26 protein-coding genes and 1 pseudogene are annotated in these 24859 nt (G+C 67.6%); 20 read left to right on the top strand and 7 right to left on the bottom strand.

Features of this window, described 5'->3' with window-relative positions; all coding sequences use genetic code 11:
* Positions 1-55: 55 nt before the first annotated feature.
* The 7 genes and pseudogenes from BO226_RS15935 (at position 56) to BO226_RS15900 (ending at position 6849) form a co-directional block, all read left to right on the top strand.
* On the top strand, positions 56-949 hold the full coding sequence (locus BO226_RS15935; protein ID WP_071935641.1) for an SDR family NAD(P)-dependent oxidoreductase: 894 nt from the start codon (positions 56-58) through the stop codon (positions 947-949).
* On the top strand, positions 946-1836 hold the full coding sequence (locus BO226_RS15930; protein WP_071935640.1) for an SDR family NAD(P)-dependent oxidoreductase: 891 nt from the start codon (positions 946-948) through the stop codon (positions 1834-1836). Before BO226_RS15935 ends, BO226_RS15930 begins: the two co-directional genes overlap by 4 nt.
* A gap of 76 nt (positions 1837-1912) precedes the next feature.
* Positions 1913-2446, top strand: a complete 534-nt coding sequence (locus BO226_RS15925; protein ID WP_071935639.1) for a nuclear transport factor 2 family protein — start codon at positions 1913-1915, stop codon at positions 2444-2446.
* Positions 2443-2970, top strand: a pseudogene (locus tag BO226_RS27095) (nuclear transport factor 2 family protein); the annotation flags it as partial. The gene BO226_RS15925 and the pseudogene BO226_RS27095, both read left to right, overlap by 4 nt.
* Positions 2971-3603: 633 nt before the next feature.
* Positions 3604-4464 (top strand): alpha/beta hydrolase, encoded by an 861-nt coding sequence (locus BO226_RS15910; RefSeq protein ID WP_232237968.1) that lies wholly within the window; start codon positions 3604-3606, stop codon positions 4462-4464.
* Between the two features lie 124 nt (positions 4465-4588).
* Positions 4589-6301, top strand: a complete 1713-nt coding sequence (locus BO226_RS15905; RefSeq protein WP_071935637.1) for a 3-ketosteroid-delta-1-dehydrogenase — start codon at positions 4589-4591, stop codon at positions 6299-6301.
* Positions 6302-6330: 29 nt separating this feature from the next.
* Positions 6331-6849: a hypothetical protein gene (locus tag BO226_RS15900; protein ID WP_071935636.1), complete on the top strand. Its 519-nt coding sequence runs from the start codon at positions 6331-6333 to the stop codon at positions 6847-6849.
* 25 nt (positions 6850-6874) lie between these two features.
* Here BO226_RS15900 and BO226_RS15895 read toward each other — a convergent pair whose 3' ends face one another.
* Positions 6875-7666, bottom strand: a complete 792-nt coding sequence (locus BO226_RS15895) for an FAD-binding oxidoreductase (protein ID WP_071935635.1) — start codon at positions 7664-7666, stop codon at positions 6875-6877.
* Between the two features lie 197 nt (positions 7667-7863).
* On the opposite strand from BO226_RS15895, the gene BO226_RS15890 reads away from it, so the two are divergent.
* The gene (locus tag BO226_RS15890; RefSeq protein WP_071935634.1) at positions 7864-9417 is read left to right on the top strand and encodes an AMP-binding protein; all 1554 of its coding nucleotides are present in this window, start codon (positions 7864-7866) and stop codon (positions 9415-9417) included.
* A 99-nt stretch (positions 9418-9516) separates the two neighbouring features.
* Here BO226_RS15890 and BO226_RS15885 read toward each other — a convergent pair whose 3' ends face one another.
* From BO226_RS15885 to BO226_RS15870, 4 genes are read right to left on the bottom strand one after another with little or no spacing between them, the layout of a single operon-like run.
* The gene (locus BO226_RS15885; RefSeq protein ID WP_026061274.1) at positions 9517-10041 is read right to left on the bottom strand and encodes an AMIN-like domain-containing (lipo)protein; all 525 of its coding nucleotides are present in this window, start codon (positions 10039-10041) and stop codon (positions 9517-9519) included.
* Between the two features lie 55 nt (positions 10042-10096).
* On the bottom strand, positions 10097-10375 hold the full coding sequence (locus BO226_RS15880; protein ID WP_071935633.1) for a hypothetical protein: 279 nt from the start codon (positions 10373-10375) through the stop codon (positions 10097-10099).
* 32 nt (positions 10376-10407) lie between these two features.
* A complete protein-coding gene (locus BO226_RS15875; protein WP_071935632.1) occupies positions 10408-11109 on the bottom strand; it encodes a hypothetical protein in 702 nt (233 codons plus the stop codon).
* On the bottom strand, positions 11106-11429 hold the full coding sequence (locus BO226_RS15870) for a hypothetical protein (RefSeq protein WP_228044657.1): 324 nt from the start codon (positions 11427-11429) through the stop codon (positions 11106-11108). Before BO226_RS15870 ends, BO226_RS15875 begins: the two co-directional genes overlap by 4 nt.
* A gap of 245 nt (positions 11430-11674) precedes the next feature.
* On the opposite strand from BO226_RS15870, the gene BO226_RS15865 reads away from it, so the two are divergent.
* The 3 genes from BO226_RS15865 (at position 11675) to BO226_RS15855 (ending at position 13400) form a co-directional block, all read left to right on the top strand.
* The gene (locus tag BO226_RS15865) at positions 11675-12124 is read left to right on the top strand and encodes a hypothetical protein (protein WP_232237967.1); all 450 of its coding nucleotides are present in this window, start codon (positions 11675-11677) and stop codon (positions 12122-12124) included.
* Between the two features lie 45 nt (positions 12125-12169).
* A complete protein-coding gene (locus BO226_RS15860) occupies positions 12170-12736 on the top strand; it encodes a hypothetical protein (protein ID WP_019291034.1) in 567 nt (188 codons plus the stop codon).
* 97 nt (positions 12737-12833) lie between these two features.
* A complete protein-coding gene (locus tag BO226_RS15855; RefSeq protein WP_071935630.1) occupies positions 12834-13400 on the top strand; it encodes an ester cyclase in 567 nt (188 codons plus the stop codon).
* Here the strand turns inward: BO226_RS15855 and BO226_RS15850 are convergent.
* Positions 13381-14541 (bottom strand): FAD-binding oxidoreductase, encoded by a 1161-nt coding sequence (locus BO226_RS15850; RefSeq protein WP_024101900.1) that lies wholly within the window; start codon positions 14539-14541, stop codon positions 13381-13383. The genes BO226_RS15855 and BO226_RS15850 overlap by 20 nt on opposite strands.
* A gap of 270 nt (positions 14542-14811) precedes the next feature.
* Here BO226_RS15850 and clpB point away from each other — a divergent pair, with 270 nt between their 5' ends.
* The 9 genes from clpB (at position 14812) to BO226_RS15805 (ending at position 24372) form a co-directional block, all read left to right on the top strand.
* Entirely contained in the window at positions 14812-17367 is a 2556-nt protein-coding gene (clpB, locus tag BO226_RS15845) for an ATP-dependent chaperone ClpB (RefSeq protein ID WP_071935629.1), read from the top strand.
* A gap of 67 nt (positions 17368-17434) precedes the next feature.
* On the top strand, positions 17435-18364 hold the full coding sequence (locus tag BO226_RS15840; protein WP_071935628.1) for a hypothetical protein: 930 nt from the start codon (positions 17435-17437) through the stop codon (positions 18362-18364).
* Positions 18365-18393: 29 nt separating this feature from the next.
* A complete protein-coding gene (locus BO226_RS15835) occupies positions 18394-19053 on the top strand; it encodes a hypothetical protein (protein WP_006553002.1) in 660 nt (219 codons plus the stop codon).
* A 131-nt stretch (positions 19054-19184) separates the two neighbouring features.
* On the top strand, positions 19185-19967 hold the full coding sequence (locus BO226_RS15830) for an SDR family NAD(P)-dependent oxidoreductase (protein ID WP_019291039.1): 783 nt from the start codon (positions 19185-19187) through the stop codon (positions 19965-19967).
* Positions 19968-20151: 184 nt separating this feature from the next.
* Complete coding sequence (locus BO226_RS15825) at positions 20152-20739, top strand: LemA family protein (RefSeq protein ID WP_019291040.1); 588 nt, start codon at positions 20152-20154, stop codon at positions 20737-20739.
* A gap of 86 nt (positions 20740-20825) precedes the next feature.
* Positions 20826-21365, top strand: coding sequence for an orotate phosphoribosyltransferase (gene pyrE / locus BO226_RS15820; RefSeq protein ID WP_006552999.1), 540 nt, complete (start codon positions 20826-20828; stop codon positions 21363-21365).
* Positions 21366-21369: 4 nt separating this feature from the next.
* Positions 21370-22485: a galactose-1-phosphate uridylyltransferase gene (galT, locus tag BO226_RS15815; protein WP_071935626.1), complete on the top strand. Its 1116-nt coding sequence runs from the start codon at positions 21370-21372 to the stop codon at positions 22483-22485.
* A complete protein-coding gene (gene galK / locus BO226_RS15810) occupies positions 22482-23603 on the top strand; it encodes a galactokinase (protein WP_071935625.1) in 1122 nt (373 codons plus the stop codon). Before galT ends, galK begins: the two co-directional genes overlap by 4 nt.
* A 40-nt stretch (positions 23604-23643) precedes the next feature.
* Positions 23644-24372, top strand: a complete 729-nt coding sequence (locus BO226_RS15805; RefSeq protein ID WP_071935624.1) for a lysoplasmalogenase family protein — start codon at positions 23644-23646, stop codon at positions 24370-24372.
* Here the strand turns inward: BO226_RS15805 and BO226_RS15800 are convergent.
* Entirely contained in the window at positions 24363-24803 is a 441-nt protein-coding gene (locus tag BO226_RS15800; RefSeq protein WP_019291044.1) for a hypothetical protein, read from the bottom strand. The two genes, BO226_RS15805 and BO226_RS15800, sit on opposite strands and share 10 nt — an antisense overlap.
* Between the last annotated feature and the right edge of the window lie 56 nt (positions 24804-24859).

The following is a 24859-nucleotide window of genomic DNA, read 5'->3' as shown; positions in this document are numbered from 1 at the left end:
GGAGTGGTTCGACGAGAAGTCCGAGCACACAGACGAACAGGCAGCAGGAACCGATATGACACAACGACTGACCGGACGTACGGCTCTCGTGACAGGGAGCAGCCGGGGTATCGGCCGGGCGATCGCTCAGCGTCTCGCATCCGAAGGTGCCACCGTAGTGGTCACCGCTCGTTCCATGTCCCCCTCCCGATCGGTTCGGGACGGACAGGAGCATGTGCTCGAAGGCACCCTGGAAGAGACGGTGAAACTGATCGAACAGGCCGGCGGTCGCGCTGTTCCGATCGCGGCCGATCTCGAGGACCGCGACCAGCGCGCGGGACTGATCGACGCAGCGGCGGACGCCGTCGGCGGCCTCGATATCCTGGTCAACAATGCGGGGTTCGCCGATTACTCCTCGATCGAGAAGATGAGCGAAGAGACGTTCGACAGGACTCTGGAGCACTACCTGAAGGTTCCCTTCCTCCTCTCGCAGGCCGCCATCCCTCACATGCGCAAGTCCGGTTCCGGGTGGATCGTCAACATCGGCTCGTCCACCGGCATGAGCCCGATCCGCCCGTTCCGCGAGTACAACAAGACCTCTGGTGACGTGATCTATGCATCGGCGAAAGCTGCCCTGCACCGATTCACGCAAGGCCTCGCCGCGGAACTCGTCGACGACAACATCGCCGTCAATGCTGTCGGGCCGTCCACGGCAATCATGACCCCGGGTGCCGCCACGCTCCTGCCCGAAGGCTACGAAACCGAGCCGCCGGAGTACCTGGCGCAGACAGTTCTCGAGATGTGCACCCTTCCTGCGGCCGAACGTACCGGTCTGGTGAGCTTCAGTCTGCACTTCCCGTGGTCCCAGGGGATTGCGGTGAAAAGTCTCGACGGCAAGGACGAATTGCCTCGCCGCGAGCCGCCTGCCTGGTGCAATCCCAACATCGCCGAGGACGGACTGAGGGCATGACAATGCAGTCGAGCAGTGCGCGGGAACGTTTCTCCCGAGGCGTTGCGGTGGTGACCGGTGCGGCCGCCGGTATCGGTGAAGGTCTGGCACGGCATCTCTCGTCACTGGGAATGACAGTCGTCGTCTCGGACATCGACGGCGATCGAGCGGCGAAGGTCGCCGACGAGATCGTCGCTGCAGGGGGCACGGCGGAAGCCTGTGCCGTCGACGTCGCCGACCCCGACGCCGTCGACGCGATGGCGAGTGAGATCTTCGGTCGCCACGGCAGCGTCGAGCTCCTGGTGAACAATGCCGGCATCGAGTCGGCCGGCCTGTTGTGGGAGATCGACCGCGAGCGGTGGCGGCGCCTGATGCAGATCAACGTCGACGGGGTCTTCTACTGTCTTCGATCCTTCGTCCCGCGGATGATCGCAGCGGGGAGTCCCTCGTGCATCGCCAACCTGTCATCGGTGGGTGGACTGAATGCCGTTGCGGTGCAATCCCCGTACATCGTGAGCAAGCACGCAGTACTGGCGATGACGGAGTGTCTGCACCAAGACCTGGCCATCGTCGGTGCCCCGATCCAGGTGAGTGCCGTTATCCCGCATTCCATCCGGAGCGAGATTTTCCTGGCGGCCCAGCGAGAGGCGCCCACGGGCAATCCGACGGCGAATGCGGTGTTCGCTGCCATGCAACGCGACAACGTCGAGAAGGGGCTCGATCCGCTCCTCGCCGCTGAGCACATGATCGAACAGATCGCGCGCGGCGACTTCTGGATTCACTCCGACGACGACCTGTGCATCGCTGCGATGCATCGACGCGGACAGCAGCTTCTCGATCTTGCGGCACCAGCCGATCCTCACGCCATGCTCACACGCATGGGTATCACCGTCGAGCACGGTGCATGACGGGAGCTTCGTGTCCGATTCCCACGTGATGGGACGTTTCGTAGGGCGGTGGGCATTCCGGGCCGTAGGGTGAGACATGAGCGAAAACAGCTGGAGCAGAGAAGAACTCGAGAACGCATATCAGAACTGGCACGCCACGGTGAATCGTGCGGGTTCGGGGGAGGGAAGCTGGCGGGATTTCCTCGAACTGTTCACCGAGGATGTCGTCTACCACGAGCAGATGGCGGGCGTACTCGAAGGGAGAGACGGTATCTGGAAATGGGCCGAGCCGAGTCTCGCCCAATTTCCCGGCTCGCACACCGTTTCCTTCCCCGAGCACTTCCATGTGATCGACGAAACCAACGGCACGATCGTGGCCAAGCTCGACAACGTGATGAGCGATCCCGGTGATGGCTCGGTGTGGGGAGCGCCCCATGTCAGCATCTTGACCTACGCCGGATACGGCAGGTTCTCCAGGCAAGAGGACATCTACGACGTGACGAGTTTCCTCGACCTGATAAAGGCCTGGGGGCGACGTGCAATGGAACTGGGCACGTTCGACGCCACCCAGCGCGCCTGGTTCGCGCAGGTCTACCCCGAGACCGTCCCCTCCTCGGCGGCCGACCGATGAGTGGCGGAGGCGCGAGCACGACCGAATCGGTACGAGAAATCACCCTCGACCCGGCGGAGCGCGCGCTTGCGATCCGGGAGATCGAGAATGTCTTCGCCGCGCGGTTGCGCATCATGGACACCAAACAGTGGGACCTGTACGGCAGTGTGCATACCGAAGATGTCGTGAGTGAGACCTTCGGTGCTGCGGTCGGCGACGAGTCGGCGCGGCGGCCGGCCGTGGTCGGACGGGATGCATTGAGGCGCGCGATCGAAGGTGTTCTCGACGGACCCGTCCCGGTGACCAGCGTGCACCACGGGCATACACCGGAGATCACATTGACCTCGGATACGACGGCGACCGGTGTCTGGGCGATGGAAGACAAGTTGTGGTGGCGCAACGGTTCGACTGAGGAACACCTGCACGGATACGGCCATTATCACGAGACATACCGCAGGGTCGACGGTGTGTGGCTGATCGCGTACAGGACCCTGACGCGTCTGCGCGTCGATCACACCCCCGGATTCTTCGACTATCGGTCTCGATCACCGCAGGAGAAAATCATGAACGAATCGACCCTCGCTCCGGGAACCGTCAGCGCCCTCGTCGCAGCCTGGTGGTTCCACTACGATGAATGGAATCCCGTCGAGTTGCGGGCCTTGATGGCCGACGACATCGCCTTCACCTGCGCGAGTGACACAGGTACCACCGACTACGAGGATTTCATCCGCGTCGACGTGCGCGGAGCCGGCGACGTGATGGCGTGGAAGGACGACCACCGGCGCAACAGCCCTTATCCGCTGCGCCACAACGGCACCAATGTGTTCGTCACCGGTGTCGCGGACGGAGAGGTCGAGTTCTCGTCCTATATCTTCGTCACCAAGATCGTCGACGGTAGGCCGTTCAATGTATCGAGTGGCATCATGCGCGGCAGCATCCGCGCCACAGAAGCGGGACCGGTATTCAGTGCCGTCCACGTCGTCCTCGACACCCGGGAGTCGGTGAGATTCGCCGATCACTTCGCAGAGATTTCCACGCGAGTTCTCTGATCGGAACGTCTGCCGCCGCGCTCGGAATCGTCCAGCCCGTACGAGACGTCGACGAAACGAGAACACATGCCGCTCTCTCCGGAAGCACAGCGAGTGGTGGATGCATCTGCAGCACGCATGGTGAAACCCATGAACGAGACGCCTGTGGAAGATCTGCGTGCAGCTCTCGCTGCCCACGCGATTCCGGCAACGACACCAATTCATCATCGACAGGACATCGTCGTGCCCTCGGCCGGTGGTGGCGTCCCGGTGCGCATCTATCGACCGTCGGACGCTCCCGGGTTGCCGGTGGTGCAATGGATGCACAGTGGGGGCTTCGCCGTCGGGAATCTCGATCAGAACGAGGAGTATCTGCGAACGCTGAGCATCGCATCGCAGGCCGTCATCGTCTCGGTGGACTATCGCCTCGCCCCGGAGCATCCGTGCCCTGCCGCACTCGACGATTGCCGGGCGGTATGGGAATGGATCGCGTCTGCACCCGATGAACTTCGATCCGTCGACGCGACACGAGTGGTCATCGCAGGCGAGAGCGCCGGTGGCGCGCTGACCTTCGCGTTGTCTCATCAACTCCGGGACGAGGGGCTTCCGCTTCCCGTCGCGCAGATCTCGCTCTACGGCACAGCGGTGATGGAAGTGACCAATCCGGAGCACGCCACGGCGCTTCTGTCTCCCGAGGACTGTTACTGGTTCTGGGGCATGTACGTGCCGGACCCCGCCGACCGGACTTCTCGGCAGGCGTCTCCGGGCCTCGCTCCGGACCTCGGTGGTCTGCCGCCGGCCCTCGTGGTCACCACCGAGATCGATCCCACCCGCGACGGCACCGAAGAGTACGCGCGACGTATGCAGGAGGCCGGTGTGCCGGTCGACCTGCGACGGTACGAGGGCATGATGCACGGTTTCGCGACCATGACGACCGTGCTCCCCGCCGCGAAGGAACTGTTCGGTCAGATCGTCGACTACCTCGCCGAGGTCTTCGCGCGGCGGAGATGATCCGGACATTTCCGGAAAACCGATCACCTGACCTCGAGTTCTCCCGGTGATCGGGATCACGCACGATACGACCCCGGGAACTGCCTTACCGTCCCCGCAGACAACGATGTGAAGGAGACAGCCGATGGCCAAGACCCCTGTACCGGCCGTGACCACAGCTCGCGACACCACAGTGGACCTGCTCGTGATCGGGTCCGGTACCGGCATGGCCGCCGCTCTCACCGCGCACGAGGCGGGACTGTCCGCCCTCCTCGTGGAGAAGTCGACCTACGTCGGCGGATCGACCGCCCGTTCCGGCGGTGCGTTCTGGGTGCCGGCCAATCCGGTACTCACCGCGGCGGGAAGCGGCGACACCGTCGAGCGCGGCCACACCTACGTGCGGACGGTCGTCGACGGCACGGCGCAGGTCGAGCGGGGCGAGGCCTTCGTCGACAACGGTGTCGCAACCGTCGAGATGCTCCAGCGCACCACCCCCATGAAGCTGTTCTGGGCTGAGGGCTACTCCGACTATCACCCCGAACTGGCGGGTGGTTCGGCGGTCGGCCGCAGCTGCGAGTGCCTGCCCATGGACCTGTCGGTCCTCGGTGAGGAGCGGGGTCGACTGCGTCCCGGCCTCATGGAGGCGAGCCTGCCGATGCCCACCACCGGTGCCGACTACAAGTGGATGAACCTCATGTTGCGCGTGCCGCACAAGGGTTTTCCGCGTATCTTCAAGCGGCTCGCACAGGGGGTCGCCGGTCTCGCCGTCAAGCGTGAATACGTCGCCGGTGGGCAAGCGATCGCCGCCGGCCTGTTCGCAGGTGTGCTGAAGGCCGGTGTGCCGGTGTGGACCGAGACGTCGCTGGTGCGTCTGCTCACCGACGGGGATCGTGTCACCGGTGCCGTCGTAGCGCAGAACGGACGTGAGGTGACGGTGACCGCTCGTCGCGGGGTGGTGCTTGCCGCGGGTGGGTTCGACCACGACATGGAGATGCGGCGCAAGTTCCAGTCCGAGCGTCTGCTCGACCACGAGAGCCTCGGGGCGGAGACCAACACCGGCGACGCGATCAAGGCGGCCCAGGAGGTCGGTGCCGATCTCGCCCTCATGGATCAGGCATGGTGGTTCCCCGCCGTCGCGCCGACCCGTCCGGGCAAGCCTCCGATGGTCATGCTCGCCGAGCGTTCGCTGCCCGGCTCGTTCATCGTCGACCAGACGGGACGCCGGTTCACGAACGAGTCGTCCGACTACATGTCGTTCGGACAGCTGGTGCTCGAACGCGAGCGTGCCGGCGATCCGATCGAGTCGATGTGGATCGTCTTCGACCAGAAGTACCGCAACAGCTACGTGTTCGCGGCCGGGGTGTTCCCGCGCCGGCCGCTCCCGGAGGCCTGGTACGAGGCGGGCATCGCCCACCGCGGCACCACCGCTGCGGAACTCGCGGCGTCGATGGGCGTGCCGGTGGACACCTTCGCCGCGACGTTCGGAAGGTTCAACGAGGACGCCGCGGCGGGAACGGATTCCGAGTTCGGACGTGGCGGCAGTGCCTACGACCGCTACTACGGTGACCCGACCGTCCAGCCGAACCCGAACCTGCGACCCCTCACGCACGGCCCGCTCTACGCGGTGAAGATGACGCTGAGCGATCTCGGCACGTGCGGTGGCGTGCGCGCCGACGAGCGGGCGCGGGTCCTCCGCGAGGACGGCAGCCCCATCGCCGGTCTCTACGCCATCGGCAACACCGCGGCCAACGCGTTCGGCCACCGCTATCCCGGTGCCGGTGCCACCATCGGGCAGGGCCTGGTCTTCGGGTACATCGCGGCACGCGACGCAGCATCGTCGGACGCACCGGTCGCCTGAGTGGACGATCCGAAAGGTAGGGAGGGCATGTGACGATCACGAACGGGGACGTCCGTTCCCTCCCGACCGTGCTGTCCCTCTGGGGAGCCGGGCCCCGCCTCGAAGACGGCCCGGTGGACGAAGTGGACATCGTGTTCTTCGCGCCACCCACCACCGACGCGCTGGCCTGCCGGTCCCGCGACAACCGCGACGAGGCGTCCGGTCGGCTCGACCGGACACTCGGATACGTCGATGAGATCGGGCGGTTGGTCGCCGAGGTCTACGTGTCCGGATCGGCGCGTCCGGTCGGTGAGCACGGTGCGCCCGTCCCGCTCGCCGACGAACTGCTGCATTCGGTTGTCGAACGGTTCGACCTCGCCGATGTGCGGCGGCTCCGGATGCGGTTCTACGGACATTCCGCGGGTCCCGGATCACAGACCTGGTCGGTGACCGTGTTGCAGCGTTACCGCACCGATCACGAGGATGTCGAGGACGTCGCGCTCATCGGCACGGATCCTTCCGGATCCGTCGTCGCTCGTGCCTGGGTGACCGTCGCAGCCGATCGCTAGAGAGCCGGCCGGACGTCGGGCGCACTCAGTACGGGTCGTAGCGGATGTTCTCGACCGGGGTGCCGGTCTCGATCAGCCGCTGAGCGGTGGTGCGCACCATGGCCGCCGGGCCACACACGAGCACCTGGTGGTCGCCGAACGCACCGTAGGACGTGACGACCTCGTCGACGCTGCCCTCGAGCAGTTCGTCGGGGTCGGGTCCGAACTCGTCGATGCGCGGGGCGATGCGATCGAACCAGGGGTCGGGGATGTCGGGGATCTCGAGGGTCTCCACGACCGGCACCACCGTCAGCCACGGCAGCGCCTCGGACAGGAGCATGAGCATGTCGGCGGCGTACAGGTCGCGCGGGTTGCGGGCGCCCGTGAACAGGAAGGTGCGGGGCGGATCCGGGTGACGCGCCGTGTCGAGGATCAGCGACCGCAGCGGCGCGAGGCCCGTGCCGCCGGCCACCATGATGACGATGCGGCCGGTGTCGTCGATGTGGAGGTCGCCGCCGCGGGCGGCGCCGATCTGCCACACGTCGCCCGGTTGAGTGTCGGCGACGATCACGCCGCTCACCCAGCCACCCGGGACCGTGCGCACGTGGAACTCGAGCTTGCCGTCCAGCGACGGTGGCAGCGCGGGGGAGAGGCGACGCGGCAGCGTGGGACGCTGCGGCACGGCCACGTCGACGTACTGCCCGGGGCGGAAATCGACGATCGCGTCGTCGCATTCGAGACGCACGACGGCGAGGTCGTGCCGGAGCCGATGATGTTCGACGACGGTTGCGGTGACTGCCGTTTCGGTCTCGCTCGGTGACGGCGTGGCCGACTGCATGCGTGATCCCCCGGTGGTGTGCTGTGACGTGCCCAAGACTCTAGGCGAGAAGTCGCCGAAAAGGCAGAGTGGAACGTGTTTCAGTTTTCGGTCTCGGGCGGTTATCGTGACGAACGGCAGGTGATGGTCACCACAGCGGAGAACGCCAACCGGTGACGTCACACAACGGACCGTCACAGCACACCGGAAGGACGACCATGCCCGAGGAGTACGCCGACCTCTACCGCCCCGCATTCACGCCCGATCTCCTCATCACCGCGCTCGACCGTAGCGCCGACCGGCCCGCCCTGCACCTCGGTGACGTCGTCCTCACCGGAGCCGAGATGCGCGCCGCCATCAGCCGGTTCCAGCAGGCGCTCGCGTCCGTCGGGGTCGGCCAGGGATCGGCGGTCGCGATGCTGTCCAAGAACCGGCCCGAGGTGCTCCTCTCGATGGGCTCCACGATGGTCGCCGGCTGCCGCACCACGGCCCTGAACCCGATGGGCTCGCTCTCCGACCACCTGTACATCTCGACCGACGCCGAGATCGAGACCCTGATCTTCGATCCCCGCCACTTCGAGGAACGCGCCGCGGAGCTGCGCGAGCAGGTGCCGACCCTGAAGAACCTGTTCTCCCTCGGTCCGTCCTCGGTGGGCACCGACATTCTCGCCCTGTCCGAGGAGTTCACCGAGCAGCGCCTCGTGTCCGCGCCCGTCGACATCGAGGACACCTCCTCCATCGTCTACACCGGCGGCACCACCGGGAAGCCGAAGGGCGTGATGGGCTCGTTCCGTTCGGGCGCGGCCCTGAACCAGATCCAGATGGCCGAGTGGCAGTGGCCCGAGCAGCCGCGCTTCCTCGTGTGCACCCCGCTCTCGCACGCCGGTGCGGCGTTCTTCGTCCCCACGCTCCTGCGCGGCGGATGCCTCTACGTGCTGCCGCACTTCGATCCTGCGCTCGTGCTCGAAGCGATCGAGAAGCATCGCATCAACGCGACCATGCTCGTGCCGACGATGATCTACATGCTGCTCGACCATCCCGATTTCGACAGCCGCGACCTGTCGAGCCTCGAGACCCTGTTCTACGGTGCGTCGGCGATGTCGCCGTCCCGCCTGCGCGAAGGGATCGAGCGGCTCGGCCCGGTCTTCTTCCAGTTCTACGGCCAGTCCGAATGTGGCATGACCATCTCGGTGCTGCGCAAGGAAGAACACCTCCCCGACGATCCGAGCCGCCTCGCGTCGTGCGGCCGCCCCGTGCCGTGGCTCGACGTCCGCCTGCTCGACGACGACCTGAACGAGGTGCCGCAGGGCGAACTCGGCGAGATCTGTGTGCGCGGCCCGCTCGTGATGAAGGGCTATCTGAACAAGCCGGAGGAGACCGCCGAGGCGCTGCGCGGCGGATGGCTGCACACCGGCGACGTCGCGCGCGCCGACAAGAACGGCTTCATGACGATCGTCGACCGCAAGAAGGACATGATCGTCACCGGCGGCTTCAACGTCTTCCCCCGCGAGATCGAGGACGTCATCTCGTCGCACCCGGCGGTCGCGTCCGTGGCCGTCGTCGGTGTGCCGGATACCAAGTGGGGCGAGGCCGTCAAGGCGTGTGTCGTGCTGCGCGACGGTCAGTCGGTGCCGGTCGAGGAACTGATCGAGAAAGTGCGTGCCGCAAAGGGTTCGGTGCACGCCCCCAAATCGGTCGACTTCCTCGACGCTCTGCCGTTGACGCCGCTGGGCAAGCTCGACAAGAAGACCCTGCGGGCGTCCTATCGCTGACCTCGTTCGCGTGGCGGTCGGTCCCGGCAACCGGTCGTGGTTGCCGGGGCCGGCTGTTTGTCACCAGGACTCGTGGATTCGGAATGCCGCTGTCCTGCCTCACCACTGGTGCGCGACGTCCAGCACCACCCGTGAACCGCTACCGGGACCGTCGAGGGTGAACACCCGGAACGGCAGCCGGGCCCGTACCCCGACACCGAGGGTGGTCTGGCCTTCGAAACTGTTGGCCCACGCCACCTGTCGCAGGGTGCGGTATCCGCTCACGTCGACGACCTCGCGCCGGTTCGCCGGTACGTAGTAGGCGGGCGCGAGGACGACCACCTGGAGGTAGGCGCCTCCGCGCAGCGGGACCTCGAACCCCGATCCGTCCTCGTGGACGGCGGGGACGTAGCCGACACGGTAACCCGCGGCCGGCCCGGCGAGATCGACGACGATCCGGTCGAAGCACTCGTGCCGTCCTGCCCGCACGGCGGTGAACGGTGAGGCGACCATCGTCGGGTTCACCTTGTCCAGCGAACCCCAGTGGATGCCGCAATAGGGCGTTGCGGCCGACGCGGTCGGGCCCGTCAGCCCGATCCCCGCGATGACGACGATCATCGCGAGCCACACGTGAATCCTGCTCATGTCCGTTCCTCTGTGTGTGGCTGATGATGGATCATCGCGAGGAGTGTGATCCGCGTTACATGTGAGGGTCGGGACGCTCCTCGACGAGGTCCTCGAAGGTCGTCTCCTTCAGCGACTCGAAGACCGGGGCGACCAGACGGTCGAGCATCGACGAGAACACTTCTGTACCGGCGAGTTCCCGCACCCCCAGCTCACCCGACGTCACCTGCTCGACGAGCTTCGCGAAGGCCGGGTCGCCCGTGGCATCGGCGATCGACCGCAATGACGTGACGATCTCGCGGGACAGGGTGGTATCGCCGCGCGCGACGTCGACGACGATCTCGGGTTCGTCCATGTCTTCTCGATTCCTGTGCGGCACCGTGGTGCCTAGACTGCGGGGAGGCCGGGGATCTCGATGTTCTCGATCTTCGCGAGATTTCCGGTGAGCACACCGATGAGGCCCTGGATGGACGTCCACACTGTGGTGTGGACGTCGATCGCCTTCCTCCACTGGTCGCTGATGATCACCAGGTCCACTACGGAGGACACTGCAATGGCCGCCGAGCCCAGAACTCCGACACCGGTTGCGGCGGCGATACTCGTCGCCGCGATCCTGATCAGAACCCTGATGGCTGCATCGGTTATGACCGAGAGGATTTCGGCGAATGCTTGGTTCAGTTCGTACATCGACACGGCGATCTTCTCCAATTGCTCAGAGATCCCGTGAACGGCCCGGGCCTGTTCGTCGAGGGCGTTCTGCAGATCGGTGAGATAACGACCGGCGGCCCCGCCCGCCGATCCGTCCCACGGGGCAACCGTGCCGTGGACGTCGTCTACGGCCGTCGCGTACGCACGGTGGAAGGTGGCCAGCCTGTTCACGCCATCGCTCGTGCGCAGCACCGACTCCCAGTCGCCACCGCAGTGCTGGGCCGCGTACACCCACGGATCCGTGCCCACCACGAACTTGCAGAGTTCGGCGACGTAGAAGCTCGGGGAGAGGTAGTACATCCCCAGGGTGCGTTCGAGCAGGTCCGGTATGGGATCGGACGCGGTGGGTTCGACGAGCGCATCGTCCGGACGAGCGCTCACCAGCCGATGTCCGGACCGGTGCGCTCGAACTGTGCCGAAGTGCCCAGTTCGGTGTCCTCGTATGTCCGTGCGGATTCGGTCATCGCCGTCGCCGCTCGGTCGATCGCCACACCCAGCTCGTCGTAGAGAGCCGTCAGCCGGGCACGGGCCGTGTGCACCCGTTCGACGACATCGAAGTAGATCAGTCCCCCGGTCTCAGGAGGCGTCAGCCACCGATCGGCGTAACGGCGTGCACCATCCGCCTGGTCGGCCAGATCGCGCAGATCATGTGTTGCAGCGCGCAGGTCGTCCGGGTCCACATACAGATTCGATCGTGTCAAGACATCCCCCCAGTCGTGATCGGACGAGAGTGTAGGCCATCGCAACGGCGTTTGCGACGCCCGCTACAGTGCACGACGTGACAACCGGGGGGAACACGAAAAATGGTCTAGCGCATGTGCGTTTCGAGACACAGGACCGTGACGATGCGATACCGACACGACTGGGGGGCCGACCCGTCCAGCTGACGGTGAAGGATGAGCTTCCACCCGTGTGTCCTGTGCACGGGGTGCCGGAGGTCGAGCGCGTGCACACCTGGGTCACCACCTATCGCAAGATCCGGCACAGTCGCGCGCAGATCCGCATCATCGGTACCGAAGCTGCGGCGAAGGCCAGTACGTGGCGTGCACGTGCGCAGCACAAGCCACACGTGATCGCGTTCGATGTACCGATGTGTGCGCGGTGCATCCGGATCGATCGGCTGACACGGTGGGCGATGTGGCTGTGCATGCTGGGCGGACTGGTCTGCCTGCTCGTCGCGGTGCAGATGGCGGCCCTCGGCTGGGCCCGCGAGCACATGGCCCTGTGGTCGCTGCTCGTGTTCGGAACCTTCCTCGTTCCGACCCCGGCGATCTTCGTCAGACAGATGCGTCAGGGCTGGTGGGGTTTCGAGGCTCCGATCGACGGGTCGGCGCTCGTTGTCGCGTACGCCCACCCGAACTTCGTGGCCGAGACGGAGAGGCGACGCGGCCGATAGATCCTCGGCTTTCACCGGGGAGGGCGGCCTGACATACTCCCTCGCATGGTGAACGGGGACGTCCAGCGGGTCGAGGTGCGGTTGGCAGTCGAATATCCGGGCTCGGGAGCGACGAGCACGCTCGGAGACGGTTCGATGCGACCGATCGATCCCATCCCCCCGATCTGCCCGCGCCACGGAGAGCCCGAGACCGGACGTGTCCGGGTGACGGTCGCGGCCGACGCATCGGAGCCCCGCCAGGGATCGAACCGGTTCGGTTCGGCGCTCGAGGCCGCCTACACGGTGCAGGTCGCCGCGGTGGACTGGCCCGTGTGTGCTCGCTGCGTCGCCGTCCGCACGCGCTGGCAGATCGCCGCCGCCGCGACCTGCACGGTCCTCGGCGTCATCTTCCTCGCGCTGGTGTTCGCGCTCGTGCAGGGCGCTCCCGAGATCTACGGTCTGGCGCTGCTCGGTGTCTTCGGTCTGTCGTTCCTCCCGATCTACGTCGCCTTGCGGGTGCTCGAGCCGAAGCGGGCCTCTCTGGGAATGTCCGTGGCCGAGGACGGTTCGGAACTCGTCATCTCGCAGGCGCATCCGGAGTTCGCGCGGGCGGTCGCGGCGCAGCGGATGTAACCACCGTTCCCTTCTCCTGCGGCGTTGACTTCTGGACCGGCCGGTTCATACTCGAACCGGGGGTCGATCGTCTCGTTTCACAGGCAGGAGAAGTGCCGTGAAGATCGAACATTCCACTCCGGCGTCCACCCCGGAACTCGGATCCGAGGAGAAGAAATCTCTCGCCGTGCGGGCTCTGATGATGATGGCCGACGGTGATCGCAGCGTTTTCGGCGAGGTGCTGTCCGCGGACGCGGTCAATCGCGAAGCAAAGAGTGAACCGCCTCCCACCAGAGTCCACGGACCCGACGGTTTCTTCGCGACTGCACTGTGGTTGCGTGACGCCTTCGCAGATCTGAAGTTCGAGGTGAAGAACGTCGTGGAACAGGACGATCTCGTCGTCCTCGACACCGTCATGTCGGCGCGACACGAAGGACCCTTCGCCACCTACGACGAGCAGGGCCGCGTCGATCAGGTGTTCGCGCCGACGGGAAAGAGTTTCGCGGTGCGTCAGGCCCATTGGATGCGGGTGGCCGACGGCAAGATCGTCGAGCATTGGGCCGTGCGCGACGACCTCGGAATGGCAAAGCAGGCGGGATGGGTGCCACCGAACCCGATCTCGCTGACGCGGAACGTTCTCGCAGCACGGAAGCTGCGCAAGCAGATCAGAGCGGGTCGAAGCTGATGTTCTGACGCGGGGTGCCTGCCGCCGACAGCGCGTACAGCGTCGTGCGGATCATCGACGGCGACCCGGCGATCTGGATCTGACGGTCGGCCCACGTGCCGAACTGCCCGGCGACCTTACCGAGCTTGCCGTACATCGGCCGGTTGAGACCGGTGGGCGGTTCCTTCGCGGGAACCGGGTGCCACCAAGGGTTCTCCTTCTCCTCGAGCACCGGCACGATGGTCAGCCACGGGTTGGTCGTGGCGATCTGCCACAGGGTCTCGAGGTCGTACAGATCGCACGGATACTTGCCCCCGTAGAACAGGTGGACGCGCGGGTTGTCGCCGCGCATCGCCATCTCCATGATCTGGGCGCGCATGGGTGCGAGACCGGTGCCGGACGCGATCATCAGCACGTCCCGGCCGCTCTCGCGGTCGACGTGCAGGCCACCGAGCGGTGGGCCGATCGTCCACCGGTCGCCGACCGCGGTCTCGCCGACGAGCGCGGGGCTCACCCATCCGGTGGAGACCCGTCGAACGTGGAATTCGATCTGCCCGTACGGATTCGGCGGGATCGCTGCCGACAGGTACCGCCACATGTGCGGGCGCTGCGGGATCTGCACGCTCATGTACTGGCCCGCGTAGTAGGGGATCGAGCTGTCGGCCTCGAGCCGGATGATGGCCAGATCGGGGAGCACGCGTTCGTGGCCGACGACGGTGGCCCCCCACGAGGCAGGCAGGTCGTCGGTGGCCGCGGCGGTCGCCATCGTCTCGACGACTCCGTCGACGACCTCGGCCCAGGTGCGTTCGAGCGCGGCCGTCCACAGGATCAGGGGAGTGCATTCGCGGACCGCGGCGAGCAGTGCGTTGCCCGCGACGCGGTAGTGCAGCGGCTCGACCCCGTACTTACGGTGGTCGCGCGCGAGCTGGGCGAGGAACCTGTCGACGGTGCCCGGTTCGTGGAGGCGGGCGACGACCCAGCCGACCGCGGTCGCGAACCGCTGTCGCATCGACTCCATGCCGGCGGGGAACAGTGAGCGGATGCCGGTGGACTCGCTCCACATGGCGTTGTAGAACGCCGTCGCGAACCGTTCGGCTCCGGTGGGGGTGGCGATGATCGACGCGAAGCTGAGCTGAACCCGGGCGATGGCGAAAGCCTCCACGCCACCCTCCCTGTATCCGTGCTGCGCGAACGCCGCCACTGTAGTCGGTTGCAGGGCGCCCGGCCACTGACCGCCGGGTCCGTCACAACCTGCGAGCGGTTTGTGAGCAGAATCACTACACTCAGGAAAGTTGAGTGGAACAAACTCAACTTATGATCCGTTGAAGAATTCGACATCACCGAGACCTGCCCGAGGCAGGGAATCGGCTGCAGAATCGACATGGGGCACTCGCCTGCGCGTGGGGTGCACCGAGAAAGAAAGGGGCGCGCAGTGGACTCGTTCAATCCGACGACCAAGACCCAGGCCGCACTCACCGCTGCACTTCAGTCGGCGTCCGCTGCGGGCAACCCGGAGATCCGTCCGGCACACCTGCTCGTGGCACTGCTCGACCAGACCGACGGCGTCGCCGGCCCGCTGCTCGAAGCGGTGGGCGTCGACCCGGCCGCGGTGCGCAGGGAAGCCGAGGACCTCGTCCGTCGTCTTCCGCAGACCAGCGGGGCGACCACCACACCGCAGCTCGGGCGTGAGGCGATCGCGGCTATGACCGCGGCACAGAAACTCGCCACCGAACTCACCGACGAATTCGTCTCCACCGAGCACGTCCTCGTCGGCCTCGCCGGTGGTGACTCCGATGTCGCGAAGCTCCTCGCCGGGCACGGCGCAACGCCGGCCGCCCTGCGCGACGCCTTCACGACCGTCCGCGGCAACCGCCGCGTGACCTCCGCCGATCCCGAGGCCAGCTATCAGGCCCTGGAGAAGTACTCCACCGATCTGACGGCGCGGGCGCGTGAAGGCAAGCTCGACCCGGTCATCGGTCGCGACAACGAGATCCGCCGTGTCGTCCAGGTGCTCTCCCGCAGGACCAAGAACAACCCGGTCCTCATCGGTGAGCCAGGCGTCGGTAAGACCGCCATCGTCGAGGGCCTCGCCCAGCGCATCGTCGCCGGGGACGTGCCCGAGTCGCTGCGCGGCAAGACCGTCATCTCGCTCGACCTCGGCTCGATGGTCGCGGGCGCGAAGTACCGCGGCGAGTTCGAGGAACGCCTCAAGGCCGTGCTCGACGAGATCAAGGAATCGGCCGGGCAGATCATCACCTTCATCGACGAGCTCCACACCATCGTCGGCGCCGGCGCGACCGGCGAGTCGGCGATGGACGCCGGCAACATGATCAAGCCGATGCTCGCCCGCGGTGAGCTGCGGCTGGTCGGTGCCACGACCCTCGACGAGTACCGCAAGTACATCGAGAAGGACGCGGCCCTCGAACGTCGTTTCCAGCAGGTCCTGGTGGGGGAGCCGAGTGTCGAGGACACCGTCGGCATCCTGCGCGGCCTCAAGGAGCGCTACGAGGTGCACCACGGCGTGCGCATCACCGACTCCGCGCTCGTCGCGGCGGCGACGCTGTCCGACCGGTACATCACCTCGCGCTTCCTACCCGACAAGGCGATCGACCTCGTCGACGAGGCAGCCTCGCGCCTGCGGATGGAGATCGACTCGCGTCCCGAGGAGATCGACACCGTCGAACGCGTCGTCCGTCGCCTCGAGATCGAGGAGATGGCGTTGCAGAAGGAGAGCGACGAGGCCTCGAAGGAACGCCTCGAGAAGCTGCGCGCCGAACTCGCCGACGAGCGGGAGAAGCTCAACCAGCTCACCACGCGCTGGCAGAACGAGAAGACCGCGATCGACTCCGTGCGGGAGATCAAGGAACAGCTCGAATCCCTGCGCGGTGAGGAAGAACGCGCCGAACGCGACGGCGACCTCGGCAAGGCCGCCGAGCTGCGCTACGGCCGCATCCCCGAGCTGGAGAAGAAGCTCGAGGCGGCCGCCGCCGCGTCGGGTACCACCGCCGGTGGCGACCTGATGCTCAAGGAGGAGGTCGGCCCGGACGACGTCGCCGACGTCGTCGCGGCATGGACCGGCATCCCCGCCGGCCGCATGCTCGAGGGCGAGACCTCCAAGCTGCTGCGGATGGAGGACGAACTGCGCAAGCGGGTCGTCGGCCAGGACGTCGCGGTGCAGGCCGTCTCCGACGCGGTGCGTCGTGCACGTGCCGGTGTCGCCGACCCGAACCGTCCGACGGGGTCCTTCCTGTTCCTCGGCCCGACCGGTGTCGGCAAGACGGAGCTGGCGAAGGCGCTCGCCGACTTCCTGTTCGACGACGAACGCGCCATGGTGCGGATCGACATGTCCGAGTACAGCGAGAAGCACTCGGTGGCACGCCTCGTCGGTGCGCCTCCGGGCTACGTCGGCTATGAGGCCGGCGGTCAGCTGACCGAGGCCGTGCGGCGTCGCCCCTACACGGTGGTGCTGTTCGACGAGGTCGAGAAGGCACACCCGGACGTCTTCGACACGCTGCTGCAGGTGCTCGACGACGGTCGTCTCACCGACGGCCAGGGCCGCACGGTCGACTTCCGCAACACCATCCTGATCCTCACATCGAACCTCGGTGCGGGTGGCGATCGGGAGCACATCATGGCGGCGGTGCGGGCGGCGTTCAAGCCGGAGTTCATCAACCGGCTCGACGACGTCGTGATCTTCGACCCGCTCTCGGAGGAGCAGCTCGAGAAGATCGTCGACATCCAGCTCGACCAGTTCGCCGACCGCATGTCGGCGCGGCGACTGACACTGGACGTCTCGAACACCGCGCGGTTCTGGCTGGCGGTGCGCGGCTACGACCCGCAGTACGGTGCACGTCCGTTGCGCCGCCTGATACAGCAGGCGGTCGGCGACCAGCTCGCCAAGAAGCTGCTCGCCGGTGAGATCAAGGACGGAGACACCGTCCACGTGGGCGTCAGCGAGGACGGCGACCACCTCGTGATCAGCGCCTGACGGCGCCCGTGCGCGGCCTCGGTGGCAGGAGCCGCCGGGGCCGCGCGCGCCTACTCTGGAAGGCGCTATGAAGAATCCCCAGGATCCGCGCACCCCGCAGGAACGGGCCTACGCACTCGACGAGTCGTCGAACGGGACGGACCCCGACGCGACCCGCGTGCTGCACACCGACGACGCGACCGAGGCGTACGGGCGGCCGGTCACCAACCCGACGGTCGCGTACACCCGCTACGAGCAGTGGGGCGCGCAGGGGAGCGAGTACCAGCCCACCCAGGCCTATCCCTCCCCGCAGGGTCCTCCGTCGCAACAGGGTTCTCCGTCGCAACAGCCGTATCCGCCTCAGCCGGGCTACCCGCCCCCGCACGGCTATCAGCCCACACAGGTGCTCCCCGGATACGACCCCGGTAACCCGCAGACGGCGATGAACCCGGGACCAGGAACGCGGGGGCACGGAATCCCCGGGCAGCCACCCACGGGTCCGGCGCCCGGCACGGATGCCGGGAAGCCGCGCGGCCCGCGCTGGGGACTGATCACGCTCGCCGCGGTGGTCCTCATCGCGCTCGGCGGCACCATCGGGTTCCTGCTCAGCCGGCCCGACGACTCCACCTCGCGGGTCGCGTCGGATCGCGCCCCGGCCACCGTCGCGCCCCCGCCGACGGCGACTCTCCCGCCGGCACCCGAACCGACCACACCGGGACTGCCGCTCGACCGGATCCCCGGCGGACTCGGCGAGGTCATGGGCGACGCGGGCGCGGTCGTGGGCACGATCACCGCTAACGACGGCGGCAGCATCACCCTCGGCGTCATCGGTGGTTCGACGGTCACCGTCCTCCTCACCCCCGACACCGAGATCATCACCCTGACCGGCGACACCGCCGACAGCCTCGAGGTCGGAGCGACCGCCGTGGCGACCGGCAGTGCCGTCGAGCAGGGACGGATGACCGCCGAGACCGTCGTCAGCGCGTCCCTCCCATCCTTCGGTGGTTCGGGCCGCTGACCCGCTAGGCTGACTCGACGATGACTGCCATGTGGTTCTCTCTGGCCGCGGTCGCACTGCTGGGTGCGGTCGCGCTGCTCTACGTCGACCGGACGCGGCGAGAACAGTCGGGTCGTATCCGGGAGATCTGGGCCAAAGCGCAGGGCTACAAGTACACCTCCGCCGAGGACCACCTGCCGTCCACCTGGCACCGCGCGGCGCTCGCCAAGCAGGAATATCTCGGCGCGATCGACATCGTCCGTGGGGTTCGCCGCGGCGAGGAGTTCGTCCTGTTCGACATCGAGGAGACCGCGACGATCATCGCGGTCCGGCGCAAGGTCGGCTCCGACGTCGACATCGATCTGCGGCTCAAGTCGACGCCGCCGCCGAAGGACCCCGACATGAACCTGCTCGGTTCGATCGGCCCGCGCATCGTCTTCGCCACCGACCTCGAGATCGCGCGACGCGTGTGCGACCAGCGGATGGTCGCGTTCACCGAGTCCATCCCCGACCACGTACAGATGCTGTGGAGCGAAGGCGAGTGGACGCTCGGCTCGATCCCCGTCGGCAGCTCCGGACGCGAATGGGACTCGGCCATCGAGACCGTCGCGCGTTTGTCGGGCATCCTCCACGTGCTGCCGCCCGTCGTGGAACCCGAGGAACTGGACCGGGGTTCGCAGGATCCGGGTCGGCCCTCCGCCCGTCACTGAGGCGGGACGCCGAGGATTGTCACTGAGGCGGGACGCCGAGGATTGTCACTGAGGCGGAACGCCGAGAATTGTCACTGAGGTAGATCCTCGGGAGGTGGTCGCGCGCGTCGCGTGTCGTTAGTGTGGCGGCCATGACTTCCGTCCGCCCCGTCGCGCTCGTGACCGGACCCACCTCGGGAATCGGTGCGGGTTTCGCCCGCACCCTCGCGAGTCGCGGTTACGACCTCGTGCTCGTCGCCCGCACCCGTCCCGCCCTCGACGAACTCGCCGCCGAGCTGAAGCAGAAGTTCGGGGCGGCATCGGAGATCATCGTCGCCGATCTGGCGGCCGTCGACGGTCGCGATCTCGTCGTCGAACGCCTCGGTCGGGGTGTCGAGATGCTCGTCAACAACGCCGGCTTCGGCACGACCGGCGAGTTCTGGACCGCCGATCCGGGCCTGCTGCAGGCGCAGCTCGACGTCAACGTCACCTCGGTCGTCGCGTTCACCCGCGCCGCGCTCCCGTCGATGATCGAGGCGGGCAGGGGCGACATCGTCAACGTCGCGAGCGTGGCCGGTCTGCTGCCCGGTCGCGGTTCCACCTACTCCGGCAGCAAGGCCTATGTCGTGTCGTTCACCGAAGGGCTGGCCGGTGGCCTCGCCGGCACGGGCGTGCGGGTGCAGGCACTGTGCCCCGGCTTCGTGCGTACCGAGTTCCATCAGCGTGCCGGGATCGACATGTCGTCCACACCGAACCTGATGTGGCTCGACGTCGACGAGGTGGTGCGCACTTCGCTCGCCGACCTCGACAAGGGCAAGGTCCGCAGCATTCCGGGGCTGCAGTACAAGGTGCTCGCCACGGCGGGACGACTGGTGCCGCAGAACCTCGTGCGGAAGCTGACCAACACCTTCGGCAACGGTCGCGGCCGCACCTGATCGGCTGCGGCCGCGACAGCACCCGATCGCCACGGACGAACTGACGGCGGGCGTTGCCAGATCACGGTACGGATACACCGCGCAGGACACGCCGGGTGCAGTCTTCGACGCGATTCGTGCGCTCGGTACATTTCTGCGCGTGACGTCTGTGGCTGTGGTGCTCTGTGTTGCTGTCGTGGTTGCGGTGGTGCTGTGGTTGCGCGCAGGCGTGCGCCGTCTTCGGACGTTGCAGCAACGCCACCGGGAGAGTCTGCGCCTGCTCCTCCACGAACTCGACGACCGCTACGATCTCGTGCCCGCGCTCATCGCGGCGTCGGCCGGCGCCGGTGTAGAACGTGAGCGCATCCGGCCCGTCGTCGGCGCCCGCTCGCTCGCTATCGGTGTGCGCGACCAGCGCCTGGGTCTCACCGAACGCGCCGGTGCGGAGAACGCGCTGTCGGCGACGCTCCACGAGCTGATCGGTGGACTCGGAGGGGTCAACCACTGGCCGTTCATCCGGGTCGCCCGGGAACTGCAGACCCGCGAGCAGCGCATCGCCGGAGCCGTCCGCGTACACAACGACCTCGGTGGCGCACTGAACACCGCGGTCGGCGGATTCCCCACCTCGCTGTTCGCGAAGCTCGCGGCCGTCGGACCTGTCGTGCTGTTCGAGGCGCCCGCGCCCGTCGCCGCATCCGAGCCGGCCCGCAGGCACGAGACCGTCGATGCGGAGGTTGTCGAGAACGACGTCCGGTCGGAGTCCGAGGCGACCTCCGACACCGTCGCTGCCTGACCTGCGACCCGCAGCGACTAGGCTCGTTCCCCGACACGAGCGCGACCGCACCGGCGTCGCGCCGCCGAACGACGGGTGAGGACGCAATGAGTGACCGCGACGAACTGGCAGCACTGGTACGCGAGCTGGCGGTGGTACACGGCCGCGTGACCCTGTCGTCCGGTAAGGAAGCCGACTACTACGTCGACCTGCGCCGCGCGACCTTGCACCACAAGGCCGGCCCGCTCATCGGCACGCTCCTGCGCGAACTCGTCTCCGACTGGGACTTCGACGCCGTCGGAGGCCTGACCATGGGTGCCGACCCCGTCGCCCTCGCCGTCATGCACGCCCCCGGCCGGCCCATCGACGCCTTCGTCGTCCGCAAGGCCGCCAAGGCCCACGGCATGCAGCGGCAGATCGAGGGACCGGACGTCACCGGCAAGCGCGTGCTCGTCGTCGAGGACACCACCACCACCGGCAACTCGCCGCTCACCGCCGTCAAGGCGCTGCGCGATGCCGGCGCGATCGTCGTGGGTGTCGCGACCGTCGTCGACCGCGCGACCGGCGCCGACGAGGTCATCGCCGCCGAGGGCGTCGAGTACCGTTCCCTGCTCGGCCTCGCCGACCTGGGTCTGGACGACAAGTAGCCGCGTGGGGGCGCGGGTCCGGCAGACCGTCACGCATCTCGCGGACGGCCGGGAACTGATCTATTTCGACGACACCGAGCCGTTCGTCTCCGGTGCCGCGACCCGCGACCTCCACGACCGCCGCGACCTGCCGCCGGTCGCGGCGACCTCCGAGATGCGCCGCGACCCGCTGACGGGGGAGTGGGTCACCTTCGCGGCCCACCGCATGGACCGCACCTTCCTGCCGTCGGCCGTCGACTGCCCGCTGTGCCCGAGCAGGGCGGACGTGTGTACCGAGATCCCGGCCGACGACTACGACGTCGTCGTGTTCGAGAACCGTTTTCCGTCGCTCCGGGCGCCGTCGGCCGGTGAGGATCTCGTCGACGACGAAGGTCTGTGGCCGCGACGACCGGCGACCGGCCGCTGCGAGGTCGTCGCGTTCACCCCCGACCACGACGCCCGATTCGCCGACCTCTCCGTGCCGCGGGCGCGCACCGTCATCGATGCGCTCGCCGCCCGCACCGCCGCGCTGTCGAAGCAGCCGGATGTCGAGCAGGTCTTCTGCTTCGAGAATCGCGGCGTGGAAATCGGTGTGACACTGCAACATCCACACGGGCAGATCTACGCCTACCCGTTCGTCCCACCGCGCTCACGCGCCCTGCTCGACCGCGCCCGTGAGTATCGGCAGCGGACCGGCAGGTCGCTGCAGGGCGCCATCCTCGACGCCGAACGACGCGCGGGCACCCGACTGGTGGTCTCCGGCGACGCGTGGTCGGCCTATGTCCCCGCCGCGGCACGCTGGCCCGTCGAGGTGCACCTCGTCCCGCACCGCGACATCCCGGATCTCGCCGCCCTCGACGAACACGAACGCGACGAACTCGCCGCCGTCCAGCGCGACCTTCTCGGCCGCGTCGACCGGTTCTTCCCCGGCGTCGACCGCGCCCCCTACATCGCTGCCTGGCACCAGGCGCCGGTCGGTGCACCTCGCGGGGACATGCGGCTGTTCTGCCAGATCTTCTCGTTGCGGCGGGCCCCGGACAAGCTGAAATATCTCGCAGGGTCCGAATCCGCGATGGGCGCGTGGATCAGCGACACCACCCCCGAACGGATCGCCGAACGCCTGCGTGAGGTGGCGCCATGACGCTCGCAGAGACCGCCCGCGCACTGTTCGCGACCGAGTTCGGCACCGAACCCGAGGGCTGCTGGTGCGCCCCCGGGCGCGTCAATCTCATCGGCGAGCACGTCGACTACGCCGGGGGTCTGTGTCTGCCGATGGCGATCCCGCAGATCACCGTCGTCGCGGTGCGTCGGCGCTCCGATCATGTACTGCGCGTGCGCAGTTCCGGTTTCGACGGCGTCGACCTGGATCTGCGCGACCGGCACGTCGACGGCTGGGCCGCCTACGTCGCCGGCGTGATCTGGACGCTCGACCCGCCGGGATTGACCGGTGCGGACATCGCGGTCGCGTCGGACGTGCCCGTCGGAGCGGGACTCTCGTCGTCCGCGGCGCTCGAGACGTCGGTCGCGGTGGCGCTCGCCGACCTGTGCGGGCTGCCCCTCGGCGACGACGGCCGTGATCGACTCGCCGCGGCGTGCGTGCGCGCGGAGAACGATTACGCCGGTGCCCCCACCGGTGGGCTCGACCAGCGGATCGCCCTCCACGCACGTCCGGGCCACGCGCTGCTCCTCGACTTCGCCGATGGCAGCAGCGAACACATCCCGTTCGACGCGGAAGCCCGCGGACTGACCGTGCTGGTCGTCGACACCGGGACCGGACACGAGCTCGCCGACGGACAGTACGGACAGCGTCGCCGTGAGGTCGAGGACGCCACCCGGTTCCTCGGCGTGCAGAGCTTGCGCGACGCCTCGTCGGCGGACCTGATCGACGATCCCGTCCTACGTCGCCGCGCCCGGCACGTGATCGACGAGATCGCCCGCGTTCAGAAGGCTGCGGAGTTGCTGCGGGCAGGGCGGATCCGGGATCTCGGACCATTGCTCGATGCGTCGCACCGCTCGTTGCGCGACGACTTCGAGGTCAGCTGCCTCGAACTCGACACCGCAGTCGACGCGGCCGTCGCTGCCGGTGCACTCGGCGCACGGATGGTGGGCGGCGGTTTCGGCGGGTCGGCGATCGCGCTGTGCGAGGACGACCGCGTGGACTCGGTGCGGAAGGCCGTCGCCGACGCCGCTGTGCAGCGCGATCTGCCGGCGCCGACCTTCCTGCGCGCCACGGCGTCCGGCGGTGCGCGCCGCTGCTGAAGCTTGCGGGACGATCGATGCAGCCGGGTACTGTGCGCGCATGGGTTGGTTCAGTCGCAAGAGGTGGGGCGTCGAGCACGCGGTGTTCGCGGCGGCGTCGGCCGCCACCGTCGTCGGGGGAGTGTCGGGGAACGAGAAGTTGCAGCAGATCGCCAAACCGCTCATCGCACCCGCGCTCGCCGTGCGGGTGCTGCGCCGCTCCCGCGACACCGATCGCGCCGACACCGCCCTGCTTGTCGCAGGTCTCGCAGCCGCCACCCTCGGTGACATCGCCATGATCCGCTCCGATGAGGACCGCCGGATCCTGAGCGGTGCAGCCTGTTTCGGTGTCATGCAGACCGCCTACTCGAGCATCCTCGTCCGGCGCGGTGCGCGGGTGTCGAAGCCGGTCGCGGTGCAGCGTGCCGGTGCCCTGGCCGGTGCGGCCGGTCTGCTCGCCGCCCGCAACCCCTCGGTGGCCGCGCCGCTGACCGGATACGGCGCCCTGCTCGCCACCACTGCGATCCTTGCCGGAGACCCCGCCCTCGCACCCGGTGCGCGAGTGCGCGCAGGGCTGGCCGTGCCGGGTGCCGACAGGCGCAGTCGGCTCGGTCTCGGCGGCCTGATCTTCACGCTGTCCGATGGATCGATCGTGGTGCGCCGCACCCTCCTGAAGGACGAGAAGATGCGCGCGGCAGCGGAAGGGTTCGTGCTCGCCACCTACACCGTGGCCCAGCTGTTACTCGTAGAAGGGCTCCTTGCTCTCACGAGCCGGAACAGTCAGGGATAGAGGACGATCCGGTCGCGGTCGAGCGGGTCCACCCAGATGCTCACGACCTCCCCGGGCGCGTAGCGCTGCAGGTTGCGACGGTCGACCTCGTAGACGACCGTGCCGCGATAGGACTCCGAGCCGGGCACCGTGAGCTCGAGATCGAGCCGGGTCAGCTGACCGGTCGAGGTCAGATCGAGCGGTGTCGCGGAACGGATGGTCGCCCATCCCTCGTACCCTTCGCGTTCGATACGGCGCATGACCTTCGAGCGGCGACCCGCGAGCGCCATCGACAGACCGAGCACGGTGCCGTACAGGCAGACGAGGAAGACCACCTGGAAGCCCTCGGTGCCGGGTTCGGAGATCGGCAGGAACAGGTGCATCCACAACGCGAGAACGACGACATATCCCACGGTGACGAACGCGACGGTGGCAACGATACGACGATTCACAGCTCCTCCGATCCCAGCCTATCCCCGCTGTGCGCCGTCGGCTCCCGCCCGTGACT

It is taken from the genome of Rhodococcus sp. 2G (genome assembly GCF_001886355.1).
In the GTDB taxonomy this organism is placed as follows: Bacteria; Actinomycetota; Actinomycetes; order Mycobacteriales; family Mycobacteriaceae; genus Rhodococcus; species Rhodococcus pyridinivorans.
This window is presented reverse-complemented; position numbering and strand designations above follow the sequence as displayed.

Bases quoted from the DNA above. Each gene is read 5' to 3' on its own strand.
- BO226_RS15935 (WP_071935641.1), top strand. From the start codon at position 56: ATGACACAACGACTGACCGGACGTACGGCTCTCGTGACAGGGAGCAGC.
- BO226_RS15930 (WP_071935640.1), top strand. From the start codon at position 946: ATGACAATGCAGTCGAGCAGTGCGCGGGAACGTTTCTCCCGAGGCGTT.
- BO226_RS15925 (WP_071935639.1), top strand. From the start codon at position 1,913: ATGAGCGAAAACAGCTGGAGCAGAGAAGAACTCGAGAACGCATATCAG.
- BO226_RS15910 (WP_232237968.1), top strand. From the start codon at position 3,604: ATGAACGAGACGCCTGTGGAAGATCTGCGTGCAGCTCTCGCTGCCCAC.
- BO226_RS15905 (WP_071935637.1), top strand. From the start codon at position 4,589: ATGGCCAAGACCCCTGTACCGGCCGTGACCACAGCTCGCGACACCACA.
- BO226_RS15895 (WP_071935635.1), bottom strand. From the start codon at position 7,666: ATGCAGTCGGCCACGCCGTCACCGAGCGAGACCGAAACGGCAGTCACC.
- BO226_RS15890 (WP_071935634.1), top strand. From the start codon at position 7,864: ATGCCCGAGGAGTACGCCGACCTCTACCGCCCCGCATTCACGCCCGAT.
- BO226_RS15885 (WP_026061274.1), bottom strand. From the start codon at position 10,041: ATGAGCAGGATTCACGTGTGGCTCGCGATGATCGTCGTCATCGCGGGG.
- BO226_RS15880 (WP_071935633.1), bottom strand. From the start codon at position 10,375: ATGGACGAACCCGAGATCGTCGTCGACGTCGCGCGCGGCGATACCACC.
- BO226_RS15860 (WP_019291034.1), top strand. From the start codon at position 12,170: ATGGTGAACGGGGACGTCCAGCGGGTCGAGGTGCGGTTGGCAGTCGAA.
- BO226_RS15840 (WP_071935628.1), top strand. From the start codon at position 17,435: ATGAAGAATCCCCAGGATCCGCGCACCCCGCAGGAACGGGCCTACGCA.
- BO226_RS15835 (WP_006553002.1), top strand. From the start codon at position 18,394: ATGTGGTTCTCTCTGGCCGCGGTCGCACTGCTGGGTGCGGTCGCGCTG.
- BO226_RS15830 (WP_019291039.1), top strand. From the start codon at position 19,185: ATGACTTCCGTCCGCCCCGTCGCGCTCGTGACCGGACCCACCTCGGGA.
- pyrE (WP_006552999.1), top strand. From the start codon at position 20,826: ATGAGTGACCGCGACGAACTGGCAGCACTGGTACGCGAGCTGGCGGTG.
- galK (WP_071935625.1), top strand. From the start codon at position 22,482: ATGACGCTCGCAGAGACCGCCCGCGCACTGTTCGCGACCGAGTTCGGC.
- BO226_RS15805 (WP_071935624.1), top strand. From the start codon at position 23,644: ATGGGTTGGTTCAGTCGCAAGAGGTGGGGCGTCGAGCACGCGGTGTTC.